The following is a 26,715-nucleotide window of genomic DNA, read 5'->3' as shown; positions in this document are numbered from 1 at the left end:
AAAAAGAACCTGTTTAAACTTTACTCGAACAACCACTTTTGTCATTCTGACGAAGGAGGAATCCTAAACTATCCTTATTTTCGAAGGAGGGTAGCTTAACCGGGTAGCCGGAGCGGATTCCTCCTTCGTCGGAATGACAAAAACGCTCATTTTTAACCGACTACCAAAAGTATAAACAGCCTCCTATATTAATTTGCAAGCTTACACCAACCTGCCGCATGAACCGCCGGAATTTTATCAGAACCAGCTCCCTTGCTTCCGTAACTGCAACAGCCCTCACCGCCTGCTCATCGCCTAAATCGGAAAACACCACCCACGACACGGCTCCCGCAACGGACAACTTCGCCCTCAATGAGCTGACCATCAACCAGCTGCAACAGAAAATGCGGTCGGGCGACTACACGTCCGAAGCCATCACCCAGTTGTACCTGGACCGCATCGAAGCCATCGACAAAAAAGGTCCACGCCTGAATGCCGTCATCGAACTGAACCCCGACGCGCTGATCATCGCCAAAACCATGGATCAGGAGCGGAAAGCTGGGAAACTCCGGGGACCGATGCACGGGATTCCGGTGCTTATCAAAGACAACATCGACACCCACGACCAGATGATGACCACCGCCGGATCGCTGGCGCTGGAGGGTCATAAAGCAGCCGCCGATGCGTTTATCGTCGCGCAACTGCGCAAGGCCGGGGCGGTAATTCTGGGAAAAACCAACCTGAGCGAGTGGGCCAACTTCCGGTCGACCCGATCCACCAGCGGCTGGAGCAGCCGGGGTGGGCAGACCCGTAATCCGTACGTGCTGGACCGCAATCCGAGCGGTTCCAGTTCGGGCTCCGGCTCGGCGGTATCGGCCAACCTATGCGCCGTAGCGGTGGGCACCGAAACCGATGGCTCGATCATTGCGCCTTCGTCGATGTGCGGCCTCGTCGGACTCAAGCCAACGGTTGGGCTGGTCAGCCGTAGCGGGATTATCCCTATCTCGCACAGGCAGGACACCGCCGGACCAATGGCCCGAACCGTCAGCGATGCGGCTATTTTGCTGGGCGCGCTGGTGGGTGTCGATCCGGCCGATGCCGTTACGCTCGAAAGCCGCGGCAAAAGCGCTGCCGACTACACGACTTTTCTGAAAGCCGACAGTTTATCGGGCAAGCGGATTGGCATCGAAAAATCGTTTCTGGAAGGCCACGAAGACGTCGTTGCCCTCTACAAAGCCGCCATCGACGTCCTGAAAAAACAAGGCGCTACGATCGTGGACGTAGAATTGCGGAAAGCGCTTCAGGAAACGGGCAGTGCCGAATTTACGGTGCTGCAATACGAGTTTAAAGACGGACTGAACCGCTACCTCTCGAACGCCAGCGCACCAGTGAAATCGCTGGCCGACGTGATTGCTTTCAACCAGCAACATGCGGCCAAAGCCATGCCATTTTTCAAGCAGGAAACCCTCGAAAGCTCCCAGGCCAAAGGCGACCTGACCAGCAAAGAATACACCGACGCCGTGGCCAAAACCCGAAGCTGGCGCAACCGCATCGACCAGTTAATGAAAACGCAAAAGCTGGATGCTATTGCGGGCACGAGCATCGGCCCGGCGGGTTGCATTGACCTCATCAACGGCGACTACGACACCGGCTTTTACTTCTGCCAGCCAGCCGCCATGGCGGGTTACCCCCACCTGACCATCCCCATGGGCACCGTTCACGGCCTCCCCGTGGGTTTCTCCCTCATTGCCGGCGCCTATCAGGAAGGCCCGTTACTGGCAATGGGTTATGCGTACGAGCAGGCCTCTAAAAAGCGGGAGCGACCGGGGTTTCGGGAGTCGTTGATTTAGAGTCGATTCGTGACAACTAATAATCCAAACGTCAATAAATACTGTTAAAAAGTGCATTACCTTAACACTCTAGTCTAGTACATTACGTTAGAATTAAGTATCTGAGTTGAGTATATGCTTTTGTAATACACTGGATATTCTTCGTTATTTTGCGTAATTTACAGGATAATGCAACAGATAGATTACATTAAGGAGATAGCGAAGTATGGCTTGGAAAATAACCAAGAGAAACTTCTTTTTACCCTTAATGAATTGATTGAGCACTCGAAGCAAACGAAGAAAGTCAACTTTGCTCTCCAGCTTCAGTCGATTTTAAAGGATGCTATTCGTCAACAACAAACGAATGGAATCACTAAGCTAGGGTCTTCCAAACACATATTAAGGGAAGAAGATCGTGAGGTAAGTGAATTCATTCTTGAAAAACTTACCTCCGACTATCGATTCGATAATTTGGTTTGCTCTGAGCCTGTGCGTTCAGACTTAGCTTATTTTGTTGAAGAACATCATTCTATCGAAACTCTGCGTAAATATGACTTGCCGGTATCAAATAAGGTCCTATTGTATGGCCCTTCAGGGTGCGGTAAGACTCTAGCCGCCTACGTACTGGCAGGGGAGTTACAGAAGATGATGATCGTTATCAATCTAGGTGCGATTGTTTCGTCTAAGTTAGGGGAGACAAGTAAAAACTTAGCTAAGATATTTCGCAGAGCTGCTACGGAGGATTGTATCGTATTTATGGATGAGTTTGATACATTGGGGAAAGTTAGAGATTATAGCCAAGATCATGGAGAGATGAAGCGTGTTGTTAACACTATTCTACAACTATTTGACTATCTACCCCAAAGTAGTATTGTTATTGCAGCCACGAATCAGAAAGACATGATTGATGACGCGTTACTACGTCGTTTTGACTTATCTGTTAAATTGGAATTGCCTGATGAAACTCACATCAAAGAGTTAATTAATAAGACACTTGCCAGCTCTCCTTTCACTTTCGATAATAAGACAAAAGCCCAAAAAGTTATCAAAGAATCAGTAGGTTTATCTTACTATACAATTCAGAAAACGCTGTTAACTGCAATAAAACGAAGTTTATTTTCGCATAACACCGAGCATCAAAAATCTCAAAAAATACAGACGGCTGTCTGGACTGATCTTATTAATCAAGAACGTAAAACCCTATTAGAAGCTTCTTGATTATTCAGCAGTAGCCTCCGCTTCCAAGTCTGTATCTAGATCAACTAAGGTGCTTAAGTTATTAACAAGTCGTAGTCCTTCGTACAACGAGTCAATATATTCTCCTTTGAATGGTCGTTCCTGCACCCGTATTACTATTGTGAATTTATTCTCCTGCGCATAGTCTGCTTTTTGTGCTTCTGTTAATAGTTTACTGAACTGGGATGATAAACCTACCATGAATCTGTTTTGCTCATCAATTAGCTCCTTCTTACCAACAACGAATGAGGTTTTTTGAGTATTGCAGAGTAGTTTGCCCCGATAGTAAGGGTCTTGTGACCAACCAGTTCTTAGCCTATGACCTTTGCTGGTACGCTCTTTGGTATTTTCATTGTATTGATCGTTTAATTTTCCTGAAGCAATCTGTTCTAGTTCAGTATTTCTAAAAACGCCAAAACCAATGTGAATAGGACAGTATGTGCTCTGACTATGTTGAATAGGCTTAAACTTAAAGCATAGAGTTACTTGAAATTCGAGTAAACCTGTTACCCTTTTTGAGCGTAATAGGTAGTCTGGCAACTTTAAAGGATATGTCTGTATTTGACCCGGCAAAATACTGTCTTCCAACACAATGGTTGCTTCATGATCGGTGGAGCTAAGGCAAATTGATTCAGATGGAATACCTTTTCCTAAGACGTTACTCAAAACTGGTTTAGGTACGGGAGCAAATGTATCATCTAGTTTAGGCACAGTTGCAGAATTGACGATTATAGCCTTTACCGTTTGCATAGTTAGGTGTGGATATTCACCTAAAATTCGCGCGGCTAGGTTTGCTACGAATGGAGCAGCATAGCTAGTACCGGTTTCCTTAGTGAAGTATTGACCAATTTTTGGGGTTAAAACACTAATACCTGTTCTGTTTTTATCACCTGTAATCTCGTGATCCCCACCGTAATAGAGTATATCAGGTTTAACTAACTGCTTGTTTGCTTGATTTTGAGTCAACATAGCAGAGTCATGATTGATATGAAATTTAGATGAATAAATTGCCGGAGCCATTTTATCATTCGCAATACCTGCTACAAACAAATTATCTTCCAAATTATCTGCTATCGCGCCGACTGTTAGATTGTTCATGCTCTCAGCCGGACTATGAATGTTATTTTCCGCATCGGAAAAATGCTTTGGATAAGGTAGTATATTTCCGGCTGCGTCTACCATGTTTCGGCGCATATTACCCGAGGCTATGCAGATTAAGATATCTAATTCATATGCGAGTAAATCTAATTCATATGCCAATGCAGAAATAGGCTCATTATCATCCTTGATATTCTCTGATATTGTTAATACAAAGATCCTCACTCCAATCTCTCTATGTGCCCTGGTAATTGCCTCACGAATACTGTTATCTGAAACACGAGGAATATGGGGGCTTAATACTTTGATTGACAGTAAGCTGGCATCAACCTGTACTGAGCCAGTAAGCTGGGAATGTAATTTATTACCGAAGGCTGCTATACCTGCAACACCAGTTCCGTGTCCCCAAGTGTTATCCCAGTTGTCAACTCGAGCGTTTGTTCGAGTTAAATCATATGGATCACTTTCTGTTGGGTTGACAATTAATTCGGCAAGGGGCGTTTGATCACTAATCCCAGTATCTAGGATTCCAATTACGGGAATTTCTCGATCTGGCAAAACAGGCTGAAACCCATAACGACGTGATACTGTACTATAGCGATCGGGTGTAATAACTCCAAAAGCATTTGGTCGAGCTGATGTGATAATATCAAAATTATCAACTATCTCATTAAGTTGGGGACCTGTAATATCCCAAAGCTGAACAGTATTGTTGATGCCAATGATTTCATGATGAATCTCATTCGCTCTTAAGTAGACTACTAAAGAGTCACGAATTGACTCATAGCTTGAAATAATCTCGTTTTGTCTATCAACCAGATTAAGTATAACTGCAGAAGGCTCATCAATGAAAGGTAAAATGTCAGAAGAAGTTAATAATTCAAACTCTTTAATAAATAGTAGATCACGGTTATATATTTTTTCGTCTTTCTCGTGCTTTTCCGCATTAATAAAGTTCAAAATTTCCTGAACGAAATTTTGAAAACGGTCTTCTTCAGCAATCGCAAATAGTACACGTTGGTTAAATTCGTCAGCTAAAACAGGAATCAATCCAAAGTTTGTGCGGTAACGTGATTCAAACTTTGTGTTATCAAATACACTAAAAAAACGGATTCGGATATAGTCGATATGAACAGGTACACTCAAATTACGGCCTTCGTCACGTCGAGAGCGGTTCAAATTAAACTTCGTTAATGATGCGCTGAAATCCTGTTGCATCGGACCATAATTTGGCGGAGAAGTATCCTTTGGCTTTTCACCAAGAGCACGATTGGGTTGACTAAATTTACCAACTTGAGGTGGGTTCGAATAAATTAGGTGTGGATACATACTTAGCTAATATTGCATTATTTCTTCTGTACAGTATTTTAATTTTGTTTCAACCTCATATCAATTACCAAAAAAGTAAGGTTTTATTTACATTTACTTATGTTAATTCAGAAAGCAATATACACTTATACAACTACCCCTTATCTAGAATCATCCGGTGTAAGGGCGCCGGAGAGTTTTGTAAATTATTAACGACACAAATCGAGTGAACTCAGTCTTTTACTATAGCCTCCTGCAATATCGGTACGCTCAGTCGCTGGGTGAAGTGCTGAACGTTGGTGTGTTGCTACTGTATCCTGAGCAGCGCACCGCTACGTTCCTCCATCCTGAACGGCTTGGCCGCATTCGAAAGCTTTATCCTAAGTTTGCCGAGAAAGTCATTCGGTCGTACTTCAAAGGTATTGCTGCCCGTACCAATCAATTAACCAAACAGCCGGAGGTCTTCGCGGATTACGAGAATCATCCAAGGCAACTGATCGACAACGAAATTCTGATTCGCGACAGCAGTGCTTTACAATTTAGCGAGCTAAAAACGGCCGTCTTGTACACAGAAGATTTGGCAGCAATCAGCGAGCAGTTTTATAGGCTATATCTTTCATTTTACGACGAAAGCGAACCCCAGGTTCGTCATGATGAATCCTATTTACTAAAAGAGTATCAACGGCGGCTTCAGAAGTGGCTGAATGGTTTACTGTCTCGGGAAGCCTTCGAGCGCCCTATTACGGTCAAGCCAGAGGGCACTAATTTTTCCTACCAGTTCGCCTTTGCCTGGCAAAATGGAAGTTTCAATTTAGTGAAGCCCGTCAGCTTCGATTTGAAATTGGAGCAGTCTATTACGGACAAAGCAACCCTTAATGTAGGGCAGTTTACCCTCCTACGTCCTTATGCGGAGCAACATAAAGCGCGCTTCGATGTGTTGGTAGCCCGGCCTAAAGACCGACGGTTACACAAGCCCTATGATCAGGCTGTGCAGCTTCTGGACGATCAGCCTTATGTCAAAATTGTTGAGGAAGAGCAGCTAGACAACTATGCTGAAAAAACGGCTGAAGCATTAAGCTAAATCCCTGACTTAGGTAGACCCTCCGGTTTTACGAATTACGTCTCTGGGGCGCCATAAGCCGCTGAGTTGCGAACCTGGCCTTCGTATTTTTTAAGTCATGCGAGGTAGCGCCCCAACTAACCATACTTTTCCGTAACTTTCGGTTACCGGTGAAATCATTCGGTGGTACCTGCTTATGGACGCTATTATTCAACTTCAGAATTTGCAGAAATCCTACGGGTCAACGCCCGTTCTTAAGGGCATCGACTTAAGCGTGTCGGCGGGTCAGGTGGTGGGCTACATTGGTCCCAACGGGGCCGGGAAGTCGACCACCATCAAGATTCTGATCGGGATGCTGCCCGATTACACCGGTACGGCCACGGTGCTGGGCATGGACGTGAAAACCGACGCGCTCGCCATCAAACGCCGGATTGGGTACGTCCCGGAAAATGCCGCACTGTATGACACCCTCACGCCCCTGGAATACCTGCAGTTCATCGGGCAGTTGTACGAACTGGACAGGGCGCAGATCGACCGGAAAGCCCTCGACCTGTTGCGGCTGTTTCAGCTCAGTGATCAGGCCGACGCGCGCATGACGACCTTCTCAAAAGGCATGCGCCAGAAAGTGCTGCTGATTTCAGGCCTGCTGCATAACCCCGACGTTATTTTTCTGGATGAACCGCTGTCCGGTCTGGATGCCAACGCCGTCGTGCTGGTGAAAGAGATTATCCGGCAGCTTGCCGGCAGTGGCAAAACGATCTTTTACAGCTCGCACCTGATGGACGTGGTGGAAAAGATCTCCGACCGGATCATTATCATCAACCAGGGCCAGCTCATTGCCGATGGTACCTTTGCCGAACTGCAGCACCAGCGCCCCGAATCGCTCGAACAACTGTTTGCCGAACTGACCGGCAGCGAAGGGCAAACGGGCGTGGCCGAAGAATTCATCCATACGCTGAAAAACTAATCGGCATGACTCCTGTTATCCTCTGGCTGCTCGACCGTTTTCAGCCGCTCTTCCGGACGCTGGGTGCCGATTATGGGCAGTTGCGGGCCATCGTTCAGGTGAAGCTGACGATGGACAATCGCCGGAGCATCGTCAGCCTGGGGCGCTACGGCCGCTCCTCCAGCGAAAACAACAGCAACTTCACCCGGATTCTGGTCATCTATACCGTCATTGGCGGCCTTATCAGCCTGGGCACGCTGGCTATTCCGACCAAAGACCGGCTGTTTTTTCCGCTCACGATGCAGTTCACCTACATCATGGCCCTCTGCGCCATGACGCTGATTTCCGACTTCTCGTCGGTCATTCTGGACTCGTCGGATAACCAGATCATTCTGCCGCGGCCCGTCAGCAACCGGACCCTGTGGCTGGCCCGGATCGTGCACATCACCAGCTATCTTTTCGCCATTGCGCTCTCGCTGTCGGTTGTGGCGGTATTCGTTATGACGTCGCGGTTTGGAGTACTGGCGGGGCTGTTGCTGCTGGCGCTCGCCCTGCTGTCGGCGGTACTGATGGTGTTTTTGACGAACGTCTTCTACCTCGTTCTGATGCGGTTTATCAGCGAAGAGAAGCTGCGGGAGGTAATCAATTATTTCCAGATCGTGATGGCGATCCTGTTCTACGGCGGGTATCAGTTGCTGCCCCGGCTGATCGATCCGCGGATGATGATGACGCAGGCGGTTGAACATCAGAGCTGGCATTACCTGGTTCCGCCCATGTGGATGGCCGGGGCGATGGAAACCGTCATTCAGCCCGCGCTGGACTGGACCCACCTGATCTTCCTAACGTTGGCATTGGTCACTCCAATAGCGGGTCTGTGGTTCATGAACCGATTCCTGACCACCGATTTTACCCAGAAACTGAGCGGTATCGATCAGGAAGTTCGCCCGGAAGCAACCGTCCTTCCGTCGACGCGGGTGTCGGAGCCGGATCGCCTGGGCTGGGTGGAACGGCTAGGGGGCTGGTTTACGAGCAACTCGCTCGAACGGGCGGCTTTTGCGTTTACCTGGCGCATCACCGGCCGCGACCGGAAGTTCAAGCTGAAAACGTATCCGCAACTGGGCTTTGGGCTGGCTTATGTATTGGTCATGTCCATCCAGCGTAATCCCTTCGGCTCAAGTGATTTCTTTTATCTCTTCGCGCTTTATTTTGCCGGGCTCTATGTCCTGGTCGCGCAGTATCAGCTCAGCGTTTCCGACAATTACCGGGCTTCCTGGATTTACGGCAGCGCGCCCATCCCCAAGCCGGGCGATATCCTGGCAGGTTCCCTGAAAGCCCTGATCATAAAGCTACTGACACCGTTTTACCTGCTGCTGTCGATTTATATTCTGTACCGGTACGGCGCCGATAAAATCAGCGATGTGTTGCTGGCCTTCAGCAATTCGCTGGTTATGCTGCTGAGTGCCGCGCTGCTGGCCACGCGCTACATGCCCTTTTCGATAATGCAGGATGCCCTCCGGCAGAATAATACGGCCCGCGGTCTTCTGGTCAGTGTCGTGCTGGGAATCGTGGGGTTTTCGCACTACGGCCTGACGCTGATACCGTATGGGGTGTGGGCCGCCATTCCGGTATCTGTCGCTACGGTCTGGGTACTGTTGCGGCAGTATAAAAAGACAGGCTGGGAGCAGATCGAAATGGGGTAAGGCGCGAGGGTTTAACCACTGGGTTTCAGTGGTCATTATCACGCAAATATCTCCGCCAATGGTATGCTGATGTTCAGCGTGTCATCGAGCAACGTATGCATATAACGTATAACGAAAAACTCAGAATATCATACTAAACGTACTACCTGCGCCCGGCGTCGATTCGGCGGTGAGCTGGCCGTTATGCAGTTGCATGATCTGCCGCGACAGGCTCAGGCCGATACCCGAGCCGGTTTTCTTGGTCGTGTAGAACGGAATAAAGATCTGCTCCAGGGCTTCCGGCTCGATACCGGGTCCGTTATCCGATACGCGAATGATGACGCGTGGTCCTTCCGCTTCCGCTTCGAGCAGGATTTCTGGAACCTGCGCTTTCCCCAGGCTTTCGACAGCGTTTTTGATCAGGTTGATCAGCACCATCTCAATCTGCGAAACGTCTGCACGAATGGCCAGATTCGGCGACCCCACTTTCAGGATGATGTGCGCATCGGGGGCATTAGCCTGGGCTAACTGCACGACATTCCGCAGCAGTGGCTCCACCAGAATATCGGCAAAAATCGGTTGGGGAATGGTCGTAAAATGGCGGTACGCATCCACGAACTGCATCACCCCAGCTCCGCGCTGCTCAATGGTCGTCAGCGCATCGCGCAGATCGCCAATCGACTCACCGACATAAGCGGGTAAGACCAGCGCCTGATCGGACTCCGGTTCGGCCAGCGGCACCAGGTCCGTTTCGACAATGTCGCGCATGGTCCCGGCCAACGACACAATCGGTGTGATGGAATTCATGATTTCGTGGCGGAGCACCTTGGTCAGGTTCTGCCAGGCATCGAGTTCGCGCTGCTGCAACTCCGTCCGGATGTTCTGCATCGATACCACCGTAACCAGCCGTCCGCGCAGGCGCACGGCCGTACAGCGCACCGACAGTTCGCCTTCGACCCCGGTCTGGTACGACACCGGCGTCGGCGAAGCGGCAGCGGCCCGGAGCTGGTCGGCCAGATCGGGGTGCGTGGGCGTGAGGTCGTTGAGGGTGCGAAGCCGGTAAATACCCAGCAGGCGCAGCGCCGTTTGATTCGTCAGCTCGACCTGCCCGGCTGCATCGAAGGTCAGGAGCCCAACACTCACGTGCTGAACGATCGTATTGACGTAGTGCAGGTTCGCTTCTTTCTCAGCCCGCGCCTGCCGGAACGCGTCAAGCACTTCGTTGAACTGATCGTTCAGTTCGTGAAACGTGGGCCCAAGGTTGCTGTCGGCGCGAAAAGCGACCGCAAAATCGGAATAGCGGACCGATTCGAGAAACCTCGTCAGCTTGCGGTTGAGGCTGGTCACGTACCGGTATAGGTTGATCGTTAAGACTAACTCAAGAATCAGCAGGGGAAAAAGCGACAAGCCGTTGATTTCCTGAACATACATATACGTGATCAGGCTGGTCAGCAAGAGAATACCGACAATCCGCCAACCGATACCAAGCGCAAAACGATCCATAGAGTAGGTCAGGCAATCCAGCTAAACGGGTATTCGAGCGCCGGAATCTTGGTCCGGTCGGCTACCCGGCGCAGACGGGCCGGCAGCGCCATCAGGTAGTCGCGCGCACGCTGTCCTGCGTCGTTCAGACCGGTGATGGCATCGATTTTCCAGTCGACCAGCAGCGATTCGGCAATGTCGATATAATCCTGGGTGGTATAAACGCCCAGCCGCTGAGCCGCATCCGAAAAATGACTGAATGTCTGGCCCAGATTGACGCCGGATTCGCGCAGGAAATGAGCGGGCATCACGATTTTTTTGCGCATCATGTCCTCAAAAGCCAGCATCATTTCCGACGGATCGGCTTCAAAAATCTGACTCACAAAAGTTTTGTAGGCTTTGGCATGCCGCATTTCGTCGGAGGCAATCACCCCGCAGATTTTCGACAACTGCACGCAGCCCGCCTGTTTGGCCAGCGTGGCGGTCCGGCGGTGCGATACGTTGGTGGCCAATTCCTGAAACGACGTATAGACGAAATTGCGGTAGGGGTCGCGGCCCGTTCCGATGTCGAAACCATCGGCAATCAGGTACTGCGTCGAGACCTCCATCGCCCGCATATTCACGCGCCCCGACAGGTAAAGGAATTTATTGAGCAGGTCGCCGTGACGATTTTCTTCGGCGGTCCAGCTCCGAATCCAGCGCGTCCAGCTATGCGGATTATTCTGGTCGATGCCTTCCATGTCCATCAGCCAGGATTCGTAAGTGGGTAGCGCTTCTTCGGTAATAGTATCGCCCACCAGCACGGCAATGTAATCGTACGACAGTTCCCGGCAACTTTCGCGCAGGTATTTAACCTCATCGATAAAGGTCTCTTTGGTGGTATCAGGCAGCAAATCGGCAGGCTGCCAATAGGTTTCAATTGGCTTCAAAAATTGATCGATGGATGCATCGATCGTTTCGCCGACGAATCGCATAACTTCCAAACGGGTGCCTGATAAACTCATGGGGTAATTAACTCAGAAAATGAACGATAAATCCTATACTCCTGTAAAGTTCGGCAATTTAACCGTTTGAATTAGTTCAATTTCTGTTTTTCTCCCTGATAAAAATCATGGGTTCATTAATTTTGGGAGCCGCGTCATGACGGCTGTTCCCTATGAAAAAACTGTTGGATTATCTGTTAAGCTGCGTTTATCTGCTTTATTTCGGTATCGTACTCTGCCTTTTTCACGTTGCCCAGGTGGTGGCATTTCACGCATTTGGCAAAGATGCCCATAAAAAGACGGTCGACTGGATGAACGCATCCATCGCCTATGGCTGGTATCTGACCGGCAGTACCATCCGGTTCAATGACCGGCCGGACTTGCCTCCTAACCGCCCGATTATTTTCATCGCCAATCACCAAAGTATGTTCGATATTTCGCCTATTATCTGGTTTCTACGGCGACATACCCCCATTTTCGTCTCGAAAATCGAACTGGCCACGGGCATTCCCGGCGTCTCGTATAACCTCCGCAAAAGTGGTGCTGCGCTCATCGACCGCAAAGATCCGAAGCAGGCCATCGTCGAAATTTCGCGGCTGGGAAAACTGATTCAGCAAACCAACCGGTCGGCGGTTATTTTTCCGGAAGGTACCCGCACCCGCTCGGCCACGGGCGAAATGAAACCGTTTGTGACGGGTGGCGTAGCAGCTCTACTGAAGCGGGCACCCGACGCGCTGGTTGTACCGATTGCCATTCAGGGAACGGGGCATTTCAATCCAAAAGGCTTGTTTCCGTTAATTTCGTTCTCGCGGATGTCGTGGCAAGTGCTCCCGCCTATCGATCCAGCCGGGCGAACACCCGACGAGGTGGTTCAACAGGCAAGAGCCGCCATTGCCGGGGAGTTGACTTCTCATACGGCATAAATCGACGTTGTCTATGAGCAGATGCCTTACTTGAATTTATAAATCATAGTAAGTATATTTCATAAAAACCATTGGTATGAAAACGATAGAAGTAAATATTCTGGACGATGAAGATCAGGATTTTGTGATGAGCATTCTGAATGCGTTAGCCCAGAAACATATTATCGAATTTGACCGTGCAGATTCATTTCCGGCGGAAGGCCCTCAATTATCTGACAAAGAGTTGATTGACCGCATTCGTATTTCAGAGCGCGGTCAGCCTTATTCTTTTGAGGAAGCGAAAGCCAGACTTGGCTTATGAAGACGAATGGCTGGGAACTGGTTTTTACAGACTATTTCTTAGAACAGGTAGCCCTCATTCAGGAATATGTTGCCCAGTTTTCGGAGAGAAGGGCACGCCAGCTAACTTCCGATCTAATGAATTTTGTTGCCGACCGGATTCCTCTTAACCCGTATGCGTTCGTCGAATAAGGTATTATGAAAACGCAGACGGGTGCATACAGGCGTGCTATTTTCAAGCATACCTACGCTGTGATTTATCGAATTGATGCTGATATGCTTGTCTTTCCGGACGTATATCACACCAGCCGCAACAAAGGAAATCCGGAAACGAACGACTAAAGCCCAAACTTCTCCAGCCGCCGGTACAAGGCCTGCCGCGATAAGCCCAGCTCGCGGGCCACATCGGTGATGCTTCCCCGGTATTTCTGCATGGCATGCTGGATCAGTTGCTTTTCCATGTCCTCCAGTTGCAACGTTTCGTTCACCGGCGACGACGCGGCCGTTCCATTCTTGAAGACAAAATTACCCGGCTCCAGCAGGTTTCCCTGATTCAGCTCGGGGCGGGCCAGAATCACTGCCCGTTCAACCGCGTGTTGCAACTCGCGCACATTGCCCGGCCAGCGGTACTGCTTCATCTCGGCCAACAGCGCAGGGCTCAGGCCCGTAACCGATCGGTTGTACTGCCTGGCGTATTTCTTCAGGAAATAGTCTGCCAGCGGACCGATATCGCCCGGTCGTTCGCGCAGGGGCGGCAGATGCAACTCGATTGTATTGATCCGATACAGTAAATCCTGCCGAAATTGCCGCTCGTCGACCCGCTGGTTCAGGTCGGCATTGGTGGCGCAGATCAGCCGAACGTCGATTGGCCGGGCTTTGTTCGAGCCAACCCGGGTAACCTGGCGTTGCTGAAGAACCGTCAGTAGCCGGGCCTGCTGGGCGGGGCTCAGGTTTCCGATCTCATCCAGAAAAATGGTGCCCCCGTTCGCTTCTTCAAATCGACCGGCGCGGTCCTCACGGGCATCCGTAAACGCGCCTTTGACGTGACCAAACAATTCGCTCTCGAACAGACTTTCGGTCAGAGCGCCTACGTCGACACTTACGAAGGGTTTGTCGTGCCGATTCGATTGCTCATGGATGGCGCGCGCGATTAAATCTTTGCCCGTCCCATTCTCGCCCAGAATCAGGACATTGGCATCGGTGGGTGCAACCTGCTCAACGGTCTCCAGAACCGGGCGCATGGCCGAACCAATGATGTTGGTTTGCTTCGATCCTTTTTTAGCCGGCGCCGTACTGATCTCTGCTTTCCCTTTTTCGTCGGACGAGACGCTTCCCCCCGCCTTGCTGATCGCCCCGCGGATCGTTTCCAGAAACTTGTCGTTCTGCCAGGGTTTGAGCACAAAATCAACGGCACCCGCCTTGATAGCCCGCACGGCCATCTCCACATCGCCATAGGCCGTAAACAGAATAACCCGTGCCTTGGGATCTATATCCAGAATGCGGTCGAGCCAGGCAAACCCCTCTCGTCCGCTACTGACGTCGCGCTGAAAATTCATGTCGAGCACAATGGCGTCGTAGCGGTTATTATTGAGCAGAAACGGCAGCTTTTCGGGATTTTTTTCGATATCTACCGCGGCTACATGACGCTTCAATAACAGGCGGGCAGCCAGTAGTACGTCGGGGTCATCATCGACGAGTAAGAGTTTTGCATCTTGCATAGACCAAAGATAGAAAGCAGAACGATTTGTTGCACACTGGCACCGTTTCGACAGCGAATTAAGGGTTTCTTACGTACTTTGTCCGTAAAAAGTCGTTAAGCGGTCATTTATTGTCATTAGGTGGTCATTAAACCGGGTCACCGGCGCGGTCGTCAGGCGGCTATAAATGGCATTGACTGACCGTTGATTGTCAGACCGTGACCGACGACGAATGACCATTCAATGAGCGAGTCCGATTCATCCGTTACCGATCGGGGGTTCTACGCCCTCGTTGCCATTGGCGTCTTTCTGAACGCCACTGGTTTGTTCCCGCCCATTCTGGAAATCGACGGTGCGCTGTATGCCAGTATTGCCAAAACCATGGCTCAGTCGGGCGATTTCATGAATCTGTATGCGGTAGGCAGCGACTGGCTCGACAAACCCCACTTCCCGTTCTGGATCGTCGCATCAAGTTACCGAATTTTCGGTATCAACACGTTTGCCTACAAATTTCCGGCGCTGATTTTTTTTCTGGGCAGCGTGGCATACACCTACCGTTTCGCCCGGATTTTCTATGCTAAACTGGTCGCACAGGTAGCGACGCTGGTCCTGCTGACCGCCCTACATGGTGTTTTGTCCAACAGCGACGTCCGGGCCGAACCGTACCTGATGCCCCTCATCATTGGTGCCGTTTACCACTTCTACCGGGTCTTTCTGGGCGCTCGGCTGTATCATTTAGTTCTCGGATCGTTCCTAACAGGCTGCGCTCTGATGACCAAAGGCATTTTTGTGCTCGTCCCCATTGGTGCGGGTCTGGTGATTCACTGGATGCTGACCGGAAATGGGCGTCAACTGCTCAACTGGCGTTGGTATCTGGCTCTTGTGCTGTCGTTTGTCTTTACACTGCCCGAAATTTACTGTTTGTATCGACAATTCGATCTGCACCCCGAAAAAGTCATATTTGACCGGACGGGGGTATCAGGTGTGCAGTTCTTCTTCTGGGATAGCCAGTTTGGGCGCTTTTTTAATACGGGGCCCATCAAAGGCGAGGGCGATAAGTTTTTCTTTGTGCATACGCTCCTCTGGGCTTTTTTACCCTGGTCGCTGCCGCTGTACGTGAGCGTCGGCCAGGCGCTGGCAGGCCTGGCGAAACGCCAACGCCCGTTACCCGAATACATTTCGCTCGGTTCCGGACTGGCTACCTTCGGTTTGTTCTCGCTGTCGGGGTTTCAATTGCCGCACTACCTCAACATTGTTTTTCCCTTCTATGCCATCCTGACCGCGCAGTTTCTGGTCAACCTCAAACCGCTTACTTTACGGCAGTGGATCATCGGGCAAACCGTTATTGGCCTGCTCATTGCGCTGATAACCATCGGCTTGCTAGTGCTCGTTCAGCCTGACCAGGTAATCACGGCCATAAGCTGGGTGGTTATTCTCACGTTGGCAACCTATTTTCTGTTTCGGCAAAACACCCTGTTTTCGTTACTGGCCCGAATGGTGAGTGCCATGCTGGTGCTGTTTGTCTCCCTGAATCTGTTTCTCTATCCTACATTCCTTCGCTATCAGGCAGGTATGGCGGGAGCGCAGTACGTAAACGAGCAACCGACTTTGGCGAAGCGGCCAACGATTTTGTATGAACCGGGCACCGGCGTGGGCGGTGGCAGTTTCTGGTCGTACGAATTCTACGCCGACGCCCCTACCCAGTACGCCCGGTCTGATTCGTCTTTGCGCCAGCAGATTCAGTTAGCAACCAGGCAGGTGTTTACCACGGCGGAATTGGCCGATGCGCTGGAAACGCAGGGATTTGCGGTTCATCGGCTGGCGGCTTTTCCTTATTTTCACGTCAGTCAGCTGACGTATGACTTTCTCAATCCGGCCACCCGTTCAAAAACTTTGTCGCCATACGTGCTGGCCGATGTCAGCGTAAAAAGCGCAGCAACCAGTCGCTGAACGAAACTGTGGCTTTCAGGCCACATGAACTCGTATTGAAAAGCCCGACAAAAGCGGACAAATTCCGTCCGAAAGCGGACAGTGGACCCCGGTTAGCGCGAACTAAACATCTGATAATCAAGAAACGTATGCGGCTGGCATGACTATTGGCATAAAGCATTTGAGTCGATAAGCCGAGCGTCTTTTTTTAGCAGGTGACAACTAATTTTTTCGCTCTCGCACTCTGTACACTTTTTGATTATTACTGTAATGGATCGCGTCTTACCTAAACGATTTTGGACTACCCAGCGCATCGCAATCATTGGCGGTGGTGCCTTAATTTTAGGCTTGCTGGCTTACACACTTCTCTTCGCTGATCGGCGGTCGAAACTTAACGTCGAAAAAGATAAAATCACCGTTTCGAACGTAACAACGGGACCTTTCGAAGATTTCATTGCCGTAACGGGCGTGGTACAACCGCTGAAAACTATCCGACTCGATGCTATCGAGGGGGGCTACGTCACCCAGAAACTTGTGGAAGGCGGTAATATGGTAAAGAAGGGAGAGGTATTGCTCAAACTCGAAAATCAGAGCCTGAAACTGAGCTTCTTACAGTCGGAAACAGAAGCCAACCGACTCGTCAACGATCTGCAGAATACCCGGCAGCGCTTACAGGTGGAAGGCTTTACGCTCCGCAAAACCCTGACGGACCTGGATGCCCAGATCGACCAGGCCAAAGATACCTACGACCGGCAGGCTAAGCTCTACAAAGATAAAGTGGTTTCGGAAGAAGACTACCTGAAAGCGAAACGCGCTTACGAACGCCTGACCAGTCAGCGGGTCATCGAAATTGCTACCCAGAAGTATCAGCAGGAAAATGCGCAGATGCAAATCAAACAATTGGAAGGCACCTTGCAACGTACGCAGCGAAATGTGGCTCTTTGGCAGCAGACGCTGGATAACCTGGTCGTAAAAGCACCGGTATCGGGTCAGTTGTCAAGCATCGACGTAGAAGTCGGTTCGAACATCAATCGGGGGCAGAATATCGGCCAGATCGATGATCTGAACGGTTTTAAAATGCGCGTCGGGATTGACGAACACTACATCAGCCGGGTTTTTTCGGGGCTGAAAGGGTCGTTCGAATTCAACGGAAAAATGCACGAGCTGGAAATCAGCCGGGTTTATCCGGAAGTAAAAAGCGGTCGCTTCGAAGTCGATATGGTGTTTCCGAAAGGCACTCCGGAAGGTATCAAACGGGGGCAGTCGTCGCCGATCCAGCTGGAGTTAGGCAAAGCGGCCAAAGCCACCCTGCTGCCCGTCGGTGGTTTCTTCTCCGACACCGGCGGTAACTGGGTGTACGTGGTCGACAAGTCCGGCAAACGGGCGGTGAAACGACCGATCACCCTGGGTCGCAAAAACCCGGAATTTTACGAAGTGCTCACGGGTCTGGAGCCCGGCGAACAGGTCATTACAAGTTCTTACGAAAATTTTGGTGATAACGAAGTGCTCGAATTTTAATCTTTGAACCGGGATTTTTATGATTTCACTGACTGACTTTGCGTTATGCGGCTTCTGCGAAAGCTGAATCTAAAATCAAGGCCAGTCAACTAAATCACAAAAATCCCGGTTCAGACATCCCTACACACAATGATCCAAACAATTAACCTTCAGAAACTCTTCGCAACGGAAGAAGTCGAAACCACTGCCCTCAATGGCATCAACATGGAAGTGAAAGATGGCGAGTTTGTCGCGATCATGGGTCCTTCGGGCTGTGGTAAATCTACACTTCTGAACATTCTGGGTTTGCTCGATAACCCCAGCGAAGGCGATTACAACTTCTACGGTACGGAAGTAGCCCGAATGACGGAGCGGCAGCGGGCGCAGTTACGCAAAGGGTCCATTGGCTTCGTCTTCCAGAGCTTCAACCTGATCGACGAACTGACCGTATATGAAAACGTCGAACTGCCGCTGCTGTACCTGAAAACCCCCGCCGACGAACGGAAAAAGAGGGTCGAAGAAACCCTCGAACGCATGAGCATCATGCACCGGCGCAATCACTTCCCCCAGCAGCTATCCGGTGGGCAGCAACAACGGACGGCCATTGCCCGGGCGGTTGTGGCTAAACCCAAGCTGATCCTGGCCGATGAACCGACGGGTAACCTCGACTCCAAAAACGGCGAGGAAGTGATGAAACTGCTGGGCGAACTGAATGACGAAGGCACAACGATCATCATGGTAACCCACTCGCCCTATGATGCGGGCTTTGCGCACCGGATCGTAAACCTGTTCGATGGCAAGGTCGTGACCGAAAACTTCCACGTTTAGAGCAGCGATCCAAGGTCGATCTGTAATATCTCTGAGAAGGACGATTCTGTAGCTACTCCGCCGTCACCTTTCCGATAGCGGAGCCACTGGTTCGTTTTATAATTATAAACGAAGCCTTCGCGAATGCCGTACAGGTCCTCGTCGATAAGCGCAATGACCTTCTTGAGGTCGGATTTAAACCCGACGTTATGCGCTACTTCAATGATGACAAACGCCTGCTCGGTTTCGTAATCATAGAGGATAAGGTCTGGAACCGGGCTGTTGTATTCACCGACCATCATCTCAGGAAGTGGTTCATAAGCGATGGCTCCAGACTCATAGAAGGGATACAGCTTTGCCGTTAACCGGGCAATCGTATGCTGGTGAATGACAGGCGCATTGGTGCCATCGTCGTGAACCATAAACTTCTGCGGCTGGAGGTCGGAGTAAATTTTCACAGGTTTCCGGGAGTTCATTTGTATCAAAAATACTAAGAATCGATTACTTTTCATGCTGCGCAATTACCTCAAAATAGCCGTTCGGAGTTTATTGAAACACAAACTCTATTCCAGCATCAATGTACTGGGGCTTGCATTGGGTATGGCGTGCAGTCTGTTGATTGGGCTTTGGGTAAAAGACGAACTCAGCTACGACCGGTTTCTGCCCGACGCGGACCGGATTGCCTACGTGCGAGTCAATTTTCCGTATAATGGGGAGACCGTTACCAACTACACGACGCCGGGGCCCCTGCAGCAGGCTATTGCGAATGCGGTGCCGGAAGTCGCTGCGGTGACCAAGACGAATTATGGTCCGGAACTGCTGATCAAGGTGGGCGAAAAAGCCGCCAAGCAAAAAGGCCACTTTGCCACCGACGATTTCTTCGGGGTGTTCGATCTACCGGTTCTTTACGGAAATCCGAAAGCCGCGCTCAAGCAAACCAACCAGATCATCATCACCCGGAAGGTCGCCGAAAAGTTCTTTCCGAATGGGCTGGCGATGGGGAAAACCCTGCAACTGGATAACGACAAATTTTACGTTGTCGGTGCCGTCATCGATGACCTGCCTCACAACTCGACGATGCAGTTCGACTGGATGGTCAACTGGAAAGTGCAGGAGCAGGACTGGATGAAAACCTGGGGGAATAACTCGTTCTACACCTACGTCCGGCTCAAGCCCAATACGACTCTGGCGCAGGCCGAAGCGGCCATGAGCACGCTGTACCCACGTTTCGCCGGTAAAAACTTCGAAACGGGCCGCCCAATGCTGCAACCCCTCACGGATCTGCATCTTTACGCCGAGTATAAAAATGGCCAGTCGGTTGGTGGCCGGATCGAATACGTGCGGATCTTCGCCATTGTGGCACTGTTTATCCTGCTGATTGCCTGCATCAACTTCATGAACCTGGCCACCGCCCGCTCGGCCAATCGCGCCAAAGAAGTGGGTGTTCGAAAAGTCGTGGGCGCGCTGCGCTCATCGCTGGTTGGCCAGTTTCTGAGCGAATCCATTCTAACGAGTTTTGCGGCCGTCTTGCTGGCACTGGGCCTGGTCTGGAGCATTCTGCCGACCTTCAATACCGTCTTTGACAAACACCTGACCCTTAACCTCACCGAACCGACCCTTTGGCTCATTATCCTCGTTCTAGTGCTTGTGACCGGCTTTTTATCCGGCAGTTACCCGGCGCTGTTTTTGTCTTCATTACAGCCCATCAAGATTCTTAAAGGCCGGCTACAGGTTGGCTCCGGTCCGGCGCTATTCCGGCGGGCGCTCGTGATCTTCCAGTTCTCGCTTTCCATTTTCCTGATCGTTGGGATGCTGGCCGTGGGTAAGCAAATGAACTACCTGCGGACCAAAAACCTGGGTCTCGACCGCGAGAACGTCGTTTACATTCCCCTGGAAGGCGAAATTGCCCAGCCCAAGAAAGTAGAAGCCTTCCGGCAGGAAGTCATGCGGTTGCCCTCCATTGCGTCGGTAACGACGGCCATGACGCTGCCCGTCAATATTCAGAGTTCGTCGGGAGATCTGAACTGGCCGGGCAAAGACCCGAAGTTGCAAACCAATGTTTCCTGCATGTTCGTCGGTGGTGATTTTACCCGCACCATGAACATTAAACTGCTCGACGGCCGCGACTTCCGCACCGACAGCCCCGCCGACTCGACCAACTACCTCATTAACGAAGCAACCGCCAAACTGATGGGGATGAAAGACCCGGTCGGCAAGGAAGTTTCGTTCTGGCCGGGCAAAGGTCGGGTTATCGGCCTGATGAAAGACTTTCATCTTAACTCCCTACACCAGGCCATTGCTCCGTTGATCCTTTGCTTCGACGTCCGCAACACGAGTTACCTGATGGCTAAAACCCGCGCCGGTCAAACGCAGCAGGCCATTGCCGAGCTGGAGCGCACGGCCAAAGCATTCAATCCGAACTACCCGTTCAACTACCATTTTCTGGACGAAGAGTACGAAAGCATGTACCGGAGCGAGCAGCAGGTCAATACGCTCATCAATTACTTCGGTGTATTGGCGATTTTGATTTCGTGCCTGGGTCTGTTTGCGCTGGCCGCCTTTACGGCTGAGCAGCGGACCAAGGAAATCGGGGTTCGTAAGGTATTGGGTGCCAGCGTATCGAATATCGTCGGGCTGCTCTCCAGAGATTTCCTATTGCTGGTGCTGATGGCGCTGGTGATCGCGTCGCCCCTGGCGTGGTGGGCGCTGAACACCTGGCTCGGTTCGTTTGCCTACCAGACGGAGTTGCCGTGGTGGATTTTTGCGGTAGCGGGTGTCCTGGCCGTGACGATTGCGTTCCTGACCGTCAGCTACCAGAGCATCAAAGCCGCGCTGGTCAATCCAGTAACGAGTTTACGGTCGGAGTAGCGGTGCAGGGGTGGCATATTTAGCGGTTGGAACCTATCGATAAAGCGATGGTATCACCCATACTTGTCTTTTATATATTTCGTAATACCGACTGTCCCGGTTGGGCGAGTTATAGCGACTCGTCCGATCGGGACGGTCGGTACTAAAAAGAGATTTCAACAAACATACCATTACCGTTCATGTTTCGCAATTACCTGAAAGTCGCCTTCCGCACCCTCTGGAAAAACCGTACCCACACGCTGATCAACGTCATTGGGCTGTCGGTCGCGTTCGGGACGTGCGTACTGCTGTTTCTAACCGCCACGTTCGAATTATCGTACGACAAGTTTCATACCGACGCTGACCGCATTTATCTCCTGAATTTTCTGAACACCGAGCGCGATGGATCGCCCAGTCGCGGATCGACCATGCCCTACCCGATTTCTTCGGCGCTGCAAGCCGAATTTCCGGAAATCGAGGGCATCACGCGGTGGTTCAACCGAACTTCCAGCGTTCGGCGGGCCGACCAGACCTACAACAAAAACGTTCGGATGGTTAGCCCCGACTTCCTCCAGATGTTCAGCTTTCCGCTCCGAAAAGGAAACCCCAAGACGGCCATGAACAGCCTGAGCGACATTGTCATCAGCGAAAAAATGGCGCAGGACATGTTCGGGAATGTAGACCCTATCGGTAAGCCACTCCAGCTTCGGATGAACAATAACTGGCAGGCTTTCACGGTATCGGGCGTCATTAGCAATGCACCGAAAAATTCGACGTTCGACTTCGACGCCCTGATTCGCAGCGAAAACGCCGGTGATTACGCGCAATTTCAAAGTCGGTGGGATCATGGCAACCACGTGGTGTATGTCAAACTGAAAGCGGGTACCGATTCCAAAACCCTGCAACGACGCACGCAGGCCTTCATGGACAAATATTTCGCGCAGGAAATCAAAGAACGAAACGAGCAGGGTTATCCGAAAAATGAACTGGGCTACCAGAAAAGCCTGTTGCTGGAACCACTGCGCGAAGTGCATTTCGATACTGAAGCGTCCAACGGCGATAGTATTAGCCGGACGTATGTGTATACCCTGTTGCTCGTCGGCTTGTTTATCCTGGCCATTGCCTGCATCAACTTTATCAACCTGACCATTGCTCAGTCGCTTTCACGCGCCCGTGAGGTTGGTGTTCGGAAATCGCTGGGCGCCATGCGGAGTCAGCTTTTTGGCCAGATCTGGGGCGAAACCCTGCTGCTGTGCTTCGGCGCGCTGCTTATTGGTTTAGGATTAGCCTACTGGACGCTGCCAACCTTCAACCGGCTCTTTCAAAGCGTTTTGACCCTGGCCGATTTCCTCAAACCAAGTGTACTGCTACTGACCGGGTTCGGGTTTTTGCTTATCACCCTGATTGCCGGCGGTTATCCATCCTGGTTCGTAACGCGTTTCAACGCGGTCGAAGTGCTCAAAGGGAAAGTCAAAGTAAGCCGGCCGGGCTTGTTACGGAACTCACTCATTGTGACGCAGTTCACGATTGCCTGCCTGCTCATTGTCTGCACCATGATTATCTATCAGCAGATCAGCTACCTGCAGCAGAAACCGATGGGGCTGGATAAAGAACAGGTCGTCAGTATTCCGGTCGGCAACGAACTCAACGGCAGCGACGCTCTGAAAAGCATGCGCGACCGACTGGCGAATCAACCCAACATTACCGCCATTTCAGGCGCCGGAGTCAACATCGGCGCGGGACTGGATGGCAGCTCGTCGCGGATGATTTACGGCTTCCTGTATGGCAAACGCGACATAGCCTGCGACTGGCTGCGGGTCGATACGGATTACCTCAAAACAATGGGAATCAAGCTAATCCAGGGTCGGGATTTCAGCCCAAAATTCAGCACCGACTCCAGTTCGAGCATCCTGATTACACAGAGCATGGCCAAACAACTGGGCGAAGCCAATCCAGTTGGCAAGTTCATCAAGCCCGACAACAAGCAATTTCAGATCGTGGGGGTCGTGTCGGACTTCAACCTGTATTCGCTCCATCAGGAAGCCAAGCCCATTGCGCTGCAGATGCAGTCGAACGCGCCCATTCACTACATTCTGGTGCGGGTGAATCCGAAGAACCTGGTGGGAGCCATGGAAACCATTAAAGCCGTCTGGAAGAGCATTGCCCCCAAGCAGGAGTTCATCGGTTCGTTTCTCGACGAAAACACCGAACGCTGGTACCGGAAAGAGCAGCGGCTGGCAACCATTTTCTCGTCGGCGGCTGGCGTCGCGATTCTGCTGTCGTGCATGGGTCTCTTCTCGATTGCACTCATCGCCATTCAGCAGCGGACCAAAGAAATTGGGGTGCGCAAAGTACTGGGAGCCAGTGTCCCCAGCCTGGTAGCCCTGCTCTCCAAAGACTTTTTAAAATTAGTTATAGTCGCCATTGTCATTGCCTCACCCATTGCCTGGTGGGCTATGACCAAATGGCTAGCCGACTTTGCCTACAAGATCGACATCGAATGGTGGGTGTTCGTGCTGGCGGGTGCGCTGGCCATCGTGATCGCGCTGGCAACCGTCAGTTTCCAAAGTATCAAAGCCGCGTTGATGAACCCCGTCAAGAGTTTACGAAGCGAGTAGGGAAGGGCATGGAGGGAAGGGCAGAGGGAATACCCCATGCCCTTCCCCCGACCCCACCCCTCCCCCCTCTGCCCATCCCCCTTCCCCCTATGCTCAAAAACTACCTCAAAATCGCCTTTCGCAACCTGTGGCGGAACAAAGTATTTTCCGGCATCAATGTCATCGGTTTGTCGGTGGGGCTGGCGTCCTGCCTGTTGCTGTTCATGTACATCACGCACGAGCTGAGCTACGATGATTTTCAGCAGAAAGCGGACCGAATCGTTCGGGTCACCATGGAATACAGCATGGAAGGCCGGGTGGGTAAAATACCGCAGACAGGCACGAAAGTTGCCCCGGAGTTCGGGCGGCAGTTTCCCGAAGTCGAAGCGGGGGTTCGGCTGATCAACCGCGACGCGGTGGTGATCAACGGCAATCAGCAGTTCAGCGAAAAGCGCGTGGTCTTCGCCGACTCGGCCTTCTTCTCGATTTTTACGTTTCCGCTGATCAAGGGCAATCCGCAAACGGCGCTGGCGGGTCCGAATCTGGTGGTGCTGTCGCAGACAACGGCCCAGAAATATTTTGGCACCGACAATCCGGTCGGGAAAACCCTGCGCATCAATACCGGTGGTTCGTTCCGTGATTATTCGGTAACTGGTGTGGTCAGTGATTGTCCGGCTAACTCGCAGATTAAGTATGATCTGCTAACATCGTTTACGACCCTGCAAGCGGCCAGAACGGAAGAATGGTATTCGGCCAATTATGCCACGTATTTGCTGCTGCGCAAACCCGAAGCCATTGCGTCGTTGCAGGCGAAAATTCCGGGGTTCATGAAAACCCAGTTCAGCAAAGACGAGATGTCGTCGGGTAATTACCTGACCTACAACCTGGAGCCAATCCGGCAAGTGCACCTGCATTCGGTGGTAGAAGGCAGTTTCGAACCCAACGGCGACCTGACGTACATCTACATTTTCGGCTCCGTTGCCCTGCTGATTCTGCTGATTGCCTGTGTTAACTACGTCAACCTGGCTACCTCGCGGGCCGTGGAGCGTGCGCAGGAAGTGGGGGTCCGGAAAGTGATGGGCGCGCTACAGGGTCAGTTGTTCGGGCAGTTCATCGGCGAATCGGTTATCGTCACGTCGGTTTCACTGGTGCTGGCGCTGGTTCTAGCCAGTCTGACCCTGCCGCTGTTCAATACGCTCTCAGACCGGCAGTTTTCGATCGACACCTGGTTTAAGCCGACGAATCTGCTGTTGCTGATGAGCATTGGCGTCGTTGTGAGCCTGATTGCAGGGAGTTATCCGGCGCTGGTTCTGGCAGGGTTTCAGCCAATCCGTGTTCTGAAAGGGCAGCTGAAAACCACCGGAGCCGGTCAATTCCGTCGAACGCTAATCGTCGCGCAGTTTGCCATCACCTCTTTTCTGATCGTCAGCACTCTGCTGATCCGAAACCAGTTGTCGTTTATTCAGCACAAAAAGCTGGGGTATAACAAAGATCACGTCCTGCTACTACCCGTCGACAAACAGGTCAAGGAAAAAATCATGACCCTGAAAAGCGAATTTCGTCAAAACGCCGATGTCCAGCAGGTTTCGCTGGCTTCCGAATCGCCGGTGTATATCAACGGCGGCTACAGCATGCGCCGGACCAACATGCCCGATGGGAAATACAAGATGGTGGCAGGTCTCCAGATCGATGAAGATTTTATCAAGGCCATGAACCTGCACCTAGTGGCTGGCCGGGACCTGACCCGAACCGATGTCGAACAGGCATCGCACCCCGACGGCGACAGTCTCAATTATTATCATTTCATTCCGAACGAATCGGCCGTAAAAGAACTGGGCTGGACACCCCAGGAAGCCATCGGTCAGAAAATCGACATGGGCAGTGGGCGTAAAGGAGAGATCAAAGCCGTGGTCGCCGATTTTCACTTTGCGTCCATGAAACAGAAAATCGGCCCGCTGATGCTGTTCCCGGAAATGGGGGGCGAAGTACTGCTGGTTAAGCTGTCGGGTAGTCAGATAGCCAATACGCTCCCGTTTCTGGAAAGCAAATGGCGCACGATCATCCCTGATCGGCCGTTCACGTACGAATTCATGGACGAGGAGTTCAACAAACTGTATGCCGCTGAAAGCCGTACCGGGCAGATTTTCAGCCTGTTTGCTTTCCTATCTATTTTCCTGGCCTGTCTGGGGCTATTCGGCTTGTCGGCCTATACCACAGCCCAGCGCAAAAAGGAGATCGGTGTCCGGAAAGTGCTGGGCGCTTCGGTACTGAGCATTACGCTTCTGCTCTCGAAAGATTTCCTGAAGCTGGTGCTGATTGCCATTGTCATTGCCACGCCCATTGCCTGGTACGCCATGCATCGATGGCTACAGGATTTTGTCTATAAGATCGATATTGCCTGGTGGTTATTCGCTCTTGCCGGCCTGTTGGCCGTCGGCATCGCCCTGCTAACGGTGAGTTTCCAGAGCATTAAAGCCGCCCTGATGAACCCCGTCAAGAGTTTGCGATCTGAATAGCAGAGGGCAGAGGGGTAAGGGCA

General features: G+C 51.4%; 19 protein-coding genes. 14 read left to right on the top strand and 5 right to left on the bottom strand.

What is annotated here, in order from left to right; genetic code table 11:
• Positions 1-218: 218 nt before the first annotated feature.
• Together ACYVC2_RS16485 and ACYVC2_RS16480 are read left to right on the top strand one after the other, a co-directional pair.
• Positions 219-1,829, top strand: a complete 1,611-nt coding sequence (locus ACYVC2_RS16485; RefSeq protein WP_461103629.1) for an amidase — start codon at positions 219-221, stop codon at positions 1,827-1,829.
• A 168-nt stretch (positions 1,830-1,997) separates the two neighbouring features.
• Positions 1,998-3,026: an AAA family ATPase gene (locus ACYVC2_RS16480; RefSeq protein WP_461103627.1), complete on the top strand. Its 1,029-nt coding sequence runs from the start codon at positions 1,998-2,000 to the stop codon at positions 3,024-3,026.
• Here the strand turns inward: ACYVC2_RS16480 and ACYVC2_RS16475 are convergent, their stop codons facing one another.
• Entirely contained in the window at positions 3,027-5,471 is a 2,445-nt protein-coding gene (locus tag ACYVC2_RS16475) for a S8 family peptidase (RefSeq protein WP_461103625.1), read from the bottom strand. It abuts the gene before it with no gap.
• Positions 5,472-5,676: 205 nt separating this feature from the next.
• On the opposite strand from ACYVC2_RS16475, the gene ACYVC2_RS16470 reads away from it, so the two are divergent.
• The 3 genes from ACYVC2_RS16470 to ACYVC2_RS16460 all read left to right on the top strand — a co-directional run bounded on the left by ACYVC2_RS16470 (position 5,677) and on the right by ACYVC2_RS16460 (position 9,156).
• The gene (locus tag ACYVC2_RS16470; RefSeq protein ID WP_461103623.1) at positions 5,677-6,531 is read left to right on the top strand and encodes a DUF3037 domain-containing protein; all 855 of its coding nucleotides are present in this window, start codon (positions 5,677-5,679) and stop codon (positions 6,529-6,531) included.
• A 175-nt stretch (positions 6,532-6,706) separates the two neighbouring features.
• On the top strand, positions 6,707-7,477 hold the full coding sequence (locus tag ACYVC2_RS16465; protein WP_461103621.1) for an ABC transporter ATP-binding protein: 771 nt from the start codon (positions 6,707-6,709) through the stop codon (positions 7,475-7,477).
• Between the two features lie 5 nt (positions 7,478-7,482).
• Positions 7,483-9,156, top strand: coding sequence for a hypothetical protein (locus ACYVC2_RS16460; protein ID WP_461103619.1), 1,674 nt, complete (start codon positions 7,483-7,485; stop codon positions 9,154-9,156).
• 120 nt (positions 9,157-9,276) lie between these two features.
• Here ACYVC2_RS16460 and ACYVC2_RS16455 read toward each other — a convergent pair whose 3' ends face one another.
• Complete coding sequence (locus tag ACYVC2_RS16455) at positions 9,277-10,638, bottom strand: sensor histidine kinase (RefSeq protein WP_461103617.1); 1,362 nt, start codon at positions 10,636-10,638, stop codon at positions 9,277-9,279.
• A gap of 8 nt (positions 10,639-10,646) precedes the next feature.
• Complete coding sequence (locus ACYVC2_RS16450; protein WP_461103615.1) at positions 10,647-11,621, bottom strand: acyl-ACP desaturase; 975 nt, start codon at positions 11,619-11,621, stop codon at positions 10,647-10,649.
• Positions 11,622-11,773: 152 nt separating this feature from the next.
• Here ACYVC2_RS16450 and ACYVC2_RS16445 point away from each other — a divergent pair, with 152 nt between their 5' ends.
• From ACYVC2_RS16445 to ACYVC2_RS16435, 3 genes are all read left to right on the top strand, one after another.
• Complete coding sequence (locus tag ACYVC2_RS16445) at positions 11,774-12,523, top strand: lysophospholipid acyltransferase family protein (protein WP_461103613.1); 750 nt, start codon at positions 11,774-11,776, stop codon at positions 12,521-12,523.
• A gap of 76 nt (positions 12,524-12,599) precedes the next feature.
• Positions 12,600-12,824, top strand: a complete 225-nt coding sequence (locus ACYVC2_RS16440; protein WP_461103611.1) for a hypothetical protein — start codon at positions 12,600-12,602, stop codon at positions 12,822-12,824.
• Between the two features lie 176 nt (positions 12,825-13,000).
• Positions 13,001-13,144, top strand: a complete 144-nt coding sequence (locus ACYVC2_RS16435) for a hypothetical protein (protein ID WP_461103609.1) — start codon at positions 13,001-13,003, stop codon at positions 13,142-13,144.
• Here ACYVC2_RS16435 and ACYVC2_RS16430 read toward each other — a convergent pair.
• Positions 13,141-14,520 carry a sigma-54-dependent transcriptional regulator gene (locus ACYVC2_RS16430; protein WP_461103607.1) on the bottom strand — a complete coding sequence of 460 codons (1,380 nt, stop codon included), beginning with the start codon at positions 14,518-14,520 and terminating at the stop codon, positions 13,141-13,143. The genes ACYVC2_RS16435 and ACYVC2_RS16430 overlap by 4 nt on opposite strands.
• 222 nt (positions 14,521-14,742) lie before the next feature.
• Here ACYVC2_RS16430 and ACYVC2_RS16425 point away from each other — a divergent pair, with 222 nt between their 5' ends.
• From ACYVC2_RS16425 to ACYVC2_RS16415, 3 genes are all read left to right on the top strand, one after another.
• The gene (locus tag ACYVC2_RS16425; RefSeq protein ID WP_461103605.1) at positions 14,743-16,449 is read left to right on the top strand and encodes an ArnT family glycosyltransferase; all 1,707 of its coding nucleotides are present in this window, start codon (positions 14,743-14,745) and stop codon (positions 16,447-16,449) included.
• Between the two features lie 249 nt (positions 16,450-16,698).
• Complete coding sequence (locus tag ACYVC2_RS16420; RefSeq protein WP_461103603.1) at positions 16,699-17,946, top strand: efflux RND transporter periplasmic adaptor subunit; 1,248 nt, start codon at positions 16,699-16,701, stop codon at positions 17,944-17,946.
• A 129-nt stretch (positions 17,947-18,075) separates the two neighbouring features.
• On the top strand, positions 18,076-18,753 hold the full coding sequence (locus ACYVC2_RS16415; protein ID WP_461103601.1) for an ABC transporter ATP-binding protein: 678 nt from the start codon (positions 18,076-18,078) through the stop codon (positions 18,751-18,753).
• Here the strand turns inward: ACYVC2_RS16415 and ACYVC2_RS16410 are convergent.
• The gene (locus ACYVC2_RS16410) at positions 18,750-19,190 is read right to left on the bottom strand and encodes a hypothetical protein (protein ID WP_461103599.1); all 441 of its coding nucleotides are present in this window, start codon (positions 19,188-19,190) and stop codon (positions 18,750-18,752) included. The genes ACYVC2_RS16415 and ACYVC2_RS16410 overlap by 4 nt on opposite strands.
• 52 nt (positions 19,191-19,242) lie before the next feature.
• On the opposite strand from ACYVC2_RS16410, the gene ACYVC2_RS16405 reads away from it, so the two are divergent.
• The 3 genes from ACYVC2_RS16405 (at position 19,243) to ACYVC2_RS16395 (ending at position 26,692) form a co-directional block, all read left to right on the top strand.
• Complete coding sequence (locus ACYVC2_RS16405; protein ID WP_461103597.1) at positions 19,243-21,600, top strand: ABC transporter permease; 2,358 nt, start codon at positions 19,243-19,245, stop codon at positions 21,598-21,600.
• A 179-nt stretch (positions 21,601-21,779) separates the two neighbouring features.
• Complete coding sequence (locus ACYVC2_RS16400; protein ID WP_461103595.1) at positions 21,780-24,197, top strand: ABC transporter permease; 2,418 nt, start codon at positions 21,780-21,782, stop codon at positions 24,195-24,197.
• An 89-nt stretch (positions 24,198-24,286) separates the two neighbouring features.
• The gene (locus ACYVC2_RS16395; RefSeq protein ID WP_461103593.1) at positions 24,287-26,692 is read left to right on the top strand and encodes an ABC transporter permease; all 2,406 of its coding nucleotides are present in this window, start codon (positions 24,287-24,289) and stop codon (positions 26,690-26,692) included.
• The last annotated feature ends 23 nt before the right edge of the window (positions 26,693-26,715 follow it).

It is taken from the genome of Spirosoma koreense (assembly GCF_054777875.1).
This window is presented reverse-complemented; position numbering and strand designations above follow the sequence as displayed.

Excerpts from the sequence above, each read along its gene's own strand:
- ACYVC2_RS16485 (WP_461103629.1), top strand. The coding sequence starts at position 219 with ATGAACCGCCGGAATTTTATCAGAACCAGCTCCCTTGCTTCCGTAACT.
- ACYVC2_RS16480 (WP_461103627.1), top strand. The coding sequence starts at position 1,998 with ATGCAACAGATAGATTACATTAAGGAGATAGCGAAGTATGGCTTGGAA.
- ACYVC2_RS16475 (WP_461103625.1), bottom strand. The coding sequence starts at position 5,471 with ATGTATCCACACCTAATTTATTCGAACCCACCTCAAGTTGGTAAATTT.
- ACYVC2_RS16465 (WP_461103621.1), top strand. The coding sequence starts at position 6,707 with ATGGACGCTATTATTCAACTTCAGAATTTGCAGAAATCCTACGGGTCA.
- ACYVC2_RS16460 (WP_461103619.1), top strand. The coding sequence starts at position 7,483 with ATGACTCCTGTTATCCTCTGGCTGCTCGACCGTTTTCAGCCGCTCTTC.
- ACYVC2_RS16455 (WP_461103617.1), bottom strand. The coding sequence starts at position 10,638 with ATGGATCGTTTTGCGCTTGGTATCGGTTGGCGGATTGTCGGTATTCTC.
- ACYVC2_RS16450 (WP_461103615.1), bottom strand. The coding sequence starts at position 11,621 with ATGAGTTTATCAGGCACCCGTTTGGAAGTTATGCGATTCGTCGGCGAA.
- ACYVC2_RS16445 (WP_461103613.1), top strand. The coding sequence starts at position 11,774 with ATGAAAAAACTGTTGGATTATCTGTTAAGCTGCGTTTATCTGCTTTAT.
- ACYVC2_RS16440 (WP_461103611.1), top strand. The coding sequence starts at position 12,600 with ATGAAAACGATAGAAGTAAATATTCTGGACGATGAAGATCAGGATTTT.
- ACYVC2_RS16435 (WP_461103609.1), top strand. The coding sequence starts at position 13,001 with ATGAAAACGCAGACGGGTGCATACAGGCGTGCTATTTTCAAGCATACC.
- ACYVC2_RS16430 (WP_461103607.1), bottom strand. The coding sequence starts at position 14,520 with ATGCAAGATGCAAAACTCTTACTCGTCGATGATGACCCCGACGTACTA.
- ACYVC2_RS16425 (WP_461103605.1), top strand. The coding sequence starts at position 14,743 with ATGAGCGAGTCCGATTCATCCGTTACCGATCGGGGGTTCTACGCCCTC.
- ACYVC2_RS16420 (WP_461103603.1), top strand. The coding sequence starts at position 16,699 with ATGGATCGCGTCTTACCTAAACGATTTTGGACTACCCAGCGCATCGCA.
- ACYVC2_RS16415 (WP_461103601.1), top strand. The coding sequence starts at position 18,076 with ATGATCCAAACAATTAACCTTCAGAAACTCTTCGCAACGGAAGAAGTC.
- ACYVC2_RS16405 (WP_461103597.1), top strand. The coding sequence starts at position 19,243 with ATGCTGCGCAATTACCTCAAAATAGCCGTTCGGAGTTTATTGAAACAC.
- ACYVC2_RS16400 (WP_461103595.1), top strand. The coding sequence starts at position 21,780 with ATGTTTCGCAATTACCTGAAAGTCGCCTTCCGCACCCTCTGGAAAAAC.
- ACYVC2_RS16395 (WP_461103593.1), top strand. The coding sequence starts at position 24,287 with ATGCTCAAAAACTACCTCAAAATCGCCTTTCGCAACCTGTGGCGGAAC.